Below are 6,159 nucleotides of genomic sequence, written 5' to 3' on the forward strand. Positions count from 1 at the left end.
GTCAACGAGGGGGGATGTGCGCCGTGCGTCCAGTGCCGACACACTGGACGCACGGCGCCTTGTCGGTGCGGGACAGCTCTTGGACCGCCTTCTCGGCGGCCAGTTTCTGGAGCCGCTCCAGGCGTTCCCGCGACTCCGGGTCGGCCGGTGTGTAGGTGAGCAGGCGGGCGCCGCTCTCCGGACCGAGCCAGAGATCGGTGTGATCGAGGGTCAGCAGACCGACATAGGCGTTGTTGATCTGCTTGCGCCTGCCGTGCGCGGCGCTCACCACCTCATGGCGCTCCCATGTCTCGCAGAACTCGGGCGAGGCGGACTGAAGCCGTTTCAGCAGCACCTTCCAGGCGGGCTCGGCGAGATGCTCGGCCATCGCGGCGCGGAACTTCGCGGCCATCAGCCGCGAGGTCTCCTCCCAGAGCACCACCGATGAACGCCACTGCTCGTTCGTGTGGATCAGCAGCAGGCAGTTGCGGTCCTCCGGCGGCACCTCGTCCAGATCGCACAGCAGCCGCCCGTAGCTGCGGTTGTACGCGAGGATGTCGTACCGGCCGTTCTGGATGCACGCCGGAATCGGCTCCAACTGCTCCAGAACCGCGACCAGGGCGGGGGTGATGGAGGGGCACACCGTGCGGGGGGCCGGGTCGATCGCGCCCGCGAGATGGAACAGATGGCTGCGCTCGGTGGTGTCGAGCAGCAGGGTGCGCGCCAGGGAGTCGAGTACCTGTGCCGAGACCTGGATGTCGCGGGCCTGCTCGAGCCAGGTGTACCAGGTGACGCCGACCGCGGAGAGCTGGGCGACCTCCTCGCGGCGCAGTCCCGGCGTACGCCGACGGCGGCCGCGGTCCAGACCGACCGTTTCGGGACTGATCCGCTCCCGTCGGCTCCGCAGGAACGCGGCGAGCTCGCGACGGCGGATCTCCGACTCCTGCGCCGGCTGCTGCGGTACGGGTGGCGGCGATGCCGGTGCCCGCGTCTGCGTCCTCTGTGCCATGGTGCTCATGACTCCCAGCGTGCCGAACCGTCGAGCCTGTTTCCAGGTACTCCTTGTACCAGGATAAACAGACTCTGGTACCAGGCTCGCATGGGGAGCAGTCTCTTGTGACGTGAGCGAAACAGCAACTCTTCAGACCCATGGCAGCACGGCCCCGCCGGAAGCGCCGGCCCCCTCCGCGCTGGGCGGCCTCGGACTGTTCACCGTGCTGCTCGGAGCGGCACTGCCCATCATCGACTTCTTCATCGTCAATGTCGCCCTCTCCACGATCGGCCGCGATCTCGCCGCGGGAGAGGCGGTGCTGGAGCTCGTCGTGGCCGGGTACGGCGTCTCCTACTCGGTCCTTCTGGTGCTCGGTGGGCGGCTCGGCGACATGCTGGGCCGCCGCAGGCTCTTCATCGGCGGTATGGCCGCCTTCGGTCTCACCTCGCTCGCCTGCGGGCTCGCCCCCGACGCCTGGACGCTGGTCGCCGCTCGGGTCGCCCAGGGCGCGGCGTCGGCGATGCTGCTTCCGCAGGTGCTGGCCACCATCCAGGCGGCCACCGCAGGGCCCCGGCGCGCCCGTGCCATGAGCCTGTACGGCGCGATGGCCGGGCTCTCCATGGTCGCCGGGCAGATACTGGGAGGTCTCCTGGTGGCCTGGGACTTCGCGGGCACGGGCTGGCGCGCGGTGTTCCTGGTGAACGTGCCCGTCGTGGCGGTCGGTCTCTTCCTCGCGTCGCGGGCCGTGCCGGAGACGCGCGCCCAGCGCCCCGAGCCCATCGACGTCCCGGGCACGCTGCTGCTGACGGCGGCGCTGGTGACCCTGCTGGTGCCGCTGACCGAAGGGCGATCCGCCGGCTGGCCGCTGTGGACGTGGCTCGTACTCGCGCTCTTCCCGGTATCGGCGTATGGCTTCTACCGGGTCGAGCTGCGCTCCGACCGGCGGGGCCGCACTCCGCTGGTGCCGCCGAGCCTTTTCCGGCTGGTGTCGCTGCGGCGCGGGCTGCTGATCATCGTGCCCTTCTCGATCGGCTTCAGCGGTTTCATGTTCGTGATCGCGGTGGCCCTGCAGCAGGGCGCGTTGCTCGGCCCGGTCCCCGCGGGGCTGGCGCTGGCTCCGATGGCAGTGGCCTTCCTCGCGGTCTCGCTGGCGGGTCCGCGGCTGGTGCGCCGGTTCGGTACGCGGGTGGTGAGCGCGGGCGGGGCGGTGCAGGCGGTGGGCCTGGTCCTGATCGTGCTCGCCGTCTGGCGCGACTGGCCGGGGCTCGACGCCGTGTCGCTGCTGCCGGGCGCGGCGGTGGCGGGCGCGGGACAGGCCCTCCAGCTTCCCGTGCTCTTCAGGATCGTGCTCTCGGAGGTACCGGCGGACCGTGCCGGGGTGGGAAGTGGCGTGATGGTGACGGCCCAGCAGTCGTCCCTGGCCCTGGGTGTGGCCACGCTCGGTTCGCTGTTCCTGGGTCTGGTGCCGGTGGTGGGTATGCGGGACGCGCTGGTGGTGACGCTGCTGGTGCAGCTGGCGGGTGTCGTGTGCACGGCGCTGCTGAGCCTGCGTCTGCCGAGGCAGGTCGCATGAGGAGGCGCCGCGTCGCGCGGCGGACCCCGTCCGTCGCTGTGGCTGCGCTTTCATCCGGATGAGTGATCATCGTCGTCGCGTGGGCCGGATGGGCGACGGGTAGGACTGGCCCGTACGCGACCGGTCCGCGCGGCGCACGCGCGGACGTTCACCGAAAGGCCCGGGCACGCATGGCACAGCCCTTCGAACTGCCGGATTTCTATGTCCCCTATCCGGCCCGACTCAACCCCCATGTCGACGTGGCGCGGGAGCACACCCGGGAATGGGCGCGCCGGATGGGCATGCTGGAGGGGTCGGGGGTCTGGGTGCAGGAGGACCTCGACGCGCATGACTACGCCCTGCTGTGCGCGTACACCCACCCGGACTGTTCGGCGGAGGCCCTGTCCCTGGTGACGGACTGGTATGTGTGGGTCTTCTTCTTCGACGACCACTTCCTCGAGGTGTTCAAACGCACCGGGGACCTGGCGGGCGGCAAGGCCTATCTGGACCGGCTGCCGGCGTTCATGCCGCTGGATCCGGCGCAGGTCACCCCCGCGCCGACGAACCAGGTGGAGGCGGGCCTCGCCGATCTGTGGGCGCGCACCGTGCCGGACATGTCTCCCGACTGGCGGGCCCGGTTCGCGCTCGCGACCGAGTATCTGCTCAACGAGTCGATCTGGGAGCTCGACAACATCAACGAGGGACGGGTGTCCAACCCCGTCGAGTACATCGAGATGCGCCGCAAGGTGGGAGGCGCGCCGTGGTCGGCGGGGCTCGTCGAGTATGCGGCGGGTGCGGAGGTTCCCGCGCGGGTGGCGGGTTCGAGGCCGGTCCGGGTGCTGACCGAGACGTTCGCCGATGCCGTGCATCTGCGCAACGACCTGTTCTCCTACCAGCGCGAGGTGGAGGACGAGGGCGAGCTCAGCAACGGTGTGCTGGTGCTGGAGACGTTCCTCGGGTGCACGACGCAGGAGGCTGCCGAGTCCGTCAACGACCTGCTGACCTCACGGTTGCAGCAGTTCGAGAACACAGCGCTGACCGAAGTCCCCGCGATGTGTGTCGAGTTCGCTCTCGGTCCGGCCGAGTGCGCGGCGGTCGCGGCCTATGCGAAGGGATTGCAGGACTGGCAGTCGGGGGGCCATGAGTGGCATATGCGGTCGAGTCGCTATATGAACAAGGAGGTGCGGACGGGCCCTTCGCTGTTCGGCGGAGTGCTCGGCACCTCGGCCCTCGACATCGGCACGCTCTTCGGGCGCCCCGCGGCGGCCCGGTTGCGCGGTCTCACCCATGCGCCGCACCAGCGGACCGGTCCGTCGCTACTGCCCGATTTCGCGCTTCCGTTCCCGCTGACGCTCAGCCCGCACCTCGATGACGCACGCGTCAAGTCCCTTGCGTGGGCGCACCGCATGGGGCTGCTCGGCGATATCTGGGACGAGCCGATGCTCGCCGGGTTCGACTTCGCGCTGTGCTCGGCGGGGCTCGACCCCGATGCCACCCCCGACGAGCTGGAGCTGAGCGCCGAGTGGCTGACCTGGGGGACGTACGCCGACGACTACTATCCGCTGGTGTTCGGGCGCCCGCGCAGGCTTGTCGAGGCGAAGGCGTGCCACCAGCGGCTGATGGCCTGCATGCCCCTCGATGAGCCGGCGGCGGGGGCGGCGACGGCGGTGAGCCCGATGGAGCGGGGTCTCGCGGATCTGTGGGCGCGTACCGCGGGGCCGATGGTGCCCGAGGCACGGTCCGCGCTGCACCAGTCGATCGAGGTGATGCTGGAGAGCTGGCTGTGGGAGCTGCACAACCAGGCGCAGCACCGCGTGCCCGACCCGGTCGACTACATCGAGATGCGCCGGCGGACCTTCGGCACCGATCTGACGATGCTGCTGTGCCGGCTGCGGCACGGGGGCGAGTTGTCGGCCGAGGTGTACCACAGTGGCACGGTGCGGGGTCTGGAGCAGTCGGCGACGGACTACGCCACACTCATGAACGATCTGTTCTCCTACCAGAAGGAGATCGAGGTCGAGGGCGAGGTGCACAACGCCGTGCTGGTGGTGCAGTCCTTCTTCGACTGCGACTATCCGTCGGCGGTGCACATCACGGACGATCTGATGCGTTCCCGGCTGCGTCAGTTCCTGCATCTCAAAGAGCACGAGCTGCCGGTGCTGTGCGATCACCTGGGGCTCGACGAAGGGGGCCGGGTGGCATTGGACGCCTATGTGCGGGAGCTGGAGGACTGGCTCGCCGGGATCCTGCACTGGCACCGCAATGTGCGGCGGTACGCGGAGGAGGACCTGCCGCACGGCGCCGGTTCGCCGCTGCGGACCAGCGGGCCGACGGCGGTCGGCATGTCGGCGGCCAGGATCGTCGCGGCGCTGCGGCGGCCGGGCGGCGCGGTGGTGACGGGCGCGGTCCCGGCATAGGGGCGTGGCAGGGGACCGGGAACGGCCGCGGGCCCGCCGTGATGTGGTCACGGCGGGCCCGCGGGGGCGTCATCGAGGTCTCGCGCGGCGCTCCGTCAGCCCTGCTGGAAGAGCTCCGCGGGCAGCGGCTTGAGCAGCGCGTAGAGGTCGTCGGTGATCGGCCGGTCCCAGCTGGCGATGGTGACCAGAACGTTGTCACTGCGGTCGAACTGCACGCAGGAGACACGGCTCTCGGAGAGCTTGATCCGGCGGACGATCAGGAGGTTGTCGCCCTGCATCACGGGGACGTCCTCGGTGCCGGTGACGGTGACCTCCTCGTCGTTCTCCAATGCGACGAGCAGCTGGGCCACCTCGAAGGGGATCTGTCCCTCGCCGAGCTCCCGGGCGGGCGAGCCCTCGGGCAGATTGCCGATGATCATCGCCGGACCCCGGCCGCCGAACAGGTCGTAGCGCAGGAAGACGCCCTGGCAGCTGCCGTCGGGCGCGGGCAGCAGCCCCGCGCCGAGGTTGCCGGGCCAGTCGCTCGGGTCCATGGCCAGGACGTCGAAGTCAGGGCCCGCGGGGTGGGCGGCACTGCGGCGGCGGAGGAAGGACATGCGGCCATGGTACGTGTCCGGCGGCCTGGTGCGGCGATCCGGGTACGGCGTAGCGGGGGGGGCGAGGGGCTCAGTCCACGATGGCGTCGACCTCCACTTCGACCAGCCAGGCGGGGTCGATGAAACGGGACACCTCGACGAAGGTGCACACCGGGCGTACGGCGGCGAAGCGCTCGCCGTGAGCCTGTGCGGCCTCCCGCCAGCGTTCGATGTCCGTGAGCATGACGCGGGTGCGCACCACATCGCTCAGCGAGCCGCCCGCCTCGTGCAGGGCGCGCTCGGCGACGTCCAGGCAGCGGAGCGTCTGGGCGTGTACGTCACCCGGCGCGACGGTGCTGCCGTCGTCGCCGATGGGGGCGGTGCCCGCGACGGCGATATGAGAGCCCCTGCGGACCGCACGGGAGAAGCCGATCTCCGGTTCGAGGGGCGAACCCGAGCTCACCCGCTGGATATCCCGATCATCTGCCATGGCCCCATGATTCCAGTCCGGGTCCGGAACCGGTGCGCGGCCGCGGCGCGGCGGGCCTTGGGGAGGGGGGCCACCACCCCCGCGGGATTAAGGGTGGGTGATCAGACCAATGCGGGGCGTCAGGGCCAAATCGCGCCAATACGGGGGGGGTGGTA

The 6,159-nt window shown here is 70.4% G+C and carries 5 protein-coding genes; 2 read left to right on the forward strand and 3 right to left on the reverse strand.

Features of this window, described 5'->3' with window-relative positions; genetic code table 11:
- Position 1: 1 nt before the first annotated feature.
- Complete coding sequence (locus ACFV6V_RS28130; RefSeq protein ID WP_385570392.1) at positions 2-997, reverse strand: helix-turn-helix transcriptional regulator; 996 nt, start codon at positions 995-997, stop codon at positions 2-4.
- A gap of 103 nt (positions 998-1,100) precedes the next feature.
- On the opposite strand from ACFV6V_RS28130, the gene ACFV6V_RS28135 reads away from it, so the two are divergent.
- Positions 1,101-2,543 carry an MFS transporter gene (locus ACFV6V_RS28135; RefSeq protein WP_385570394.1) on the forward strand — a complete coding sequence of 481 codons (1,443 nt, stop codon included), beginning with the start codon at positions 1,101-1,103 and terminating at the stop codon, positions 2,541-2,543.
- 170 nt (positions 2,544-2,713) lie between these two features.
- On the forward strand, positions 2,714-4,939 hold the full coding sequence (locus ACFV6V_RS28140) for a germacradienol/geosmin synthase (protein ID WP_385570397.1): 2,226 nt from the start codon (positions 2,714-2,716) through the stop codon (positions 4,937-4,939).
- Between the two features lie 95 nt (positions 4,940-5,034).
- Here the strand turns inward: ACFV6V_RS28140 and ACFV6V_RS28145 are convergent, their stop codons facing one another.
- Both ACFV6V_RS28145 and ACFV6V_RS28150 read right to left on the reverse strand, forming a co-directional pair.
- Positions 5,035-5,535, reverse strand: coding sequence for a hypothetical protein (locus tag ACFV6V_RS28145; protein ID WP_361287282.1), 501 nt, complete (start codon positions 5,533-5,535; stop codon positions 5,035-5,037).
- Between the two features lie 70 nt (positions 5,536-5,605).
- Positions 5,606-6,004 carry a RidA family protein gene (locus ACFV6V_RS28150; protein ID WP_385570399.1) on the reverse strand — a complete coding sequence of 133 codons (399 nt, stop codon included), beginning with the start codon at positions 6,002-6,004 and terminating at the stop codon, positions 5,606-5,608.
- Positions 6,005-6,159 lie beyond the last annotated feature (155 nt).

It is taken from the genome of Streptomyces sp. NPDC059828 (assembly GCF_042731955.1).
GTDB lineage: Bacteria > Actinomycetota > Actinomycetes > Streptomycetales > Streptomycetaceae > Streptomyces.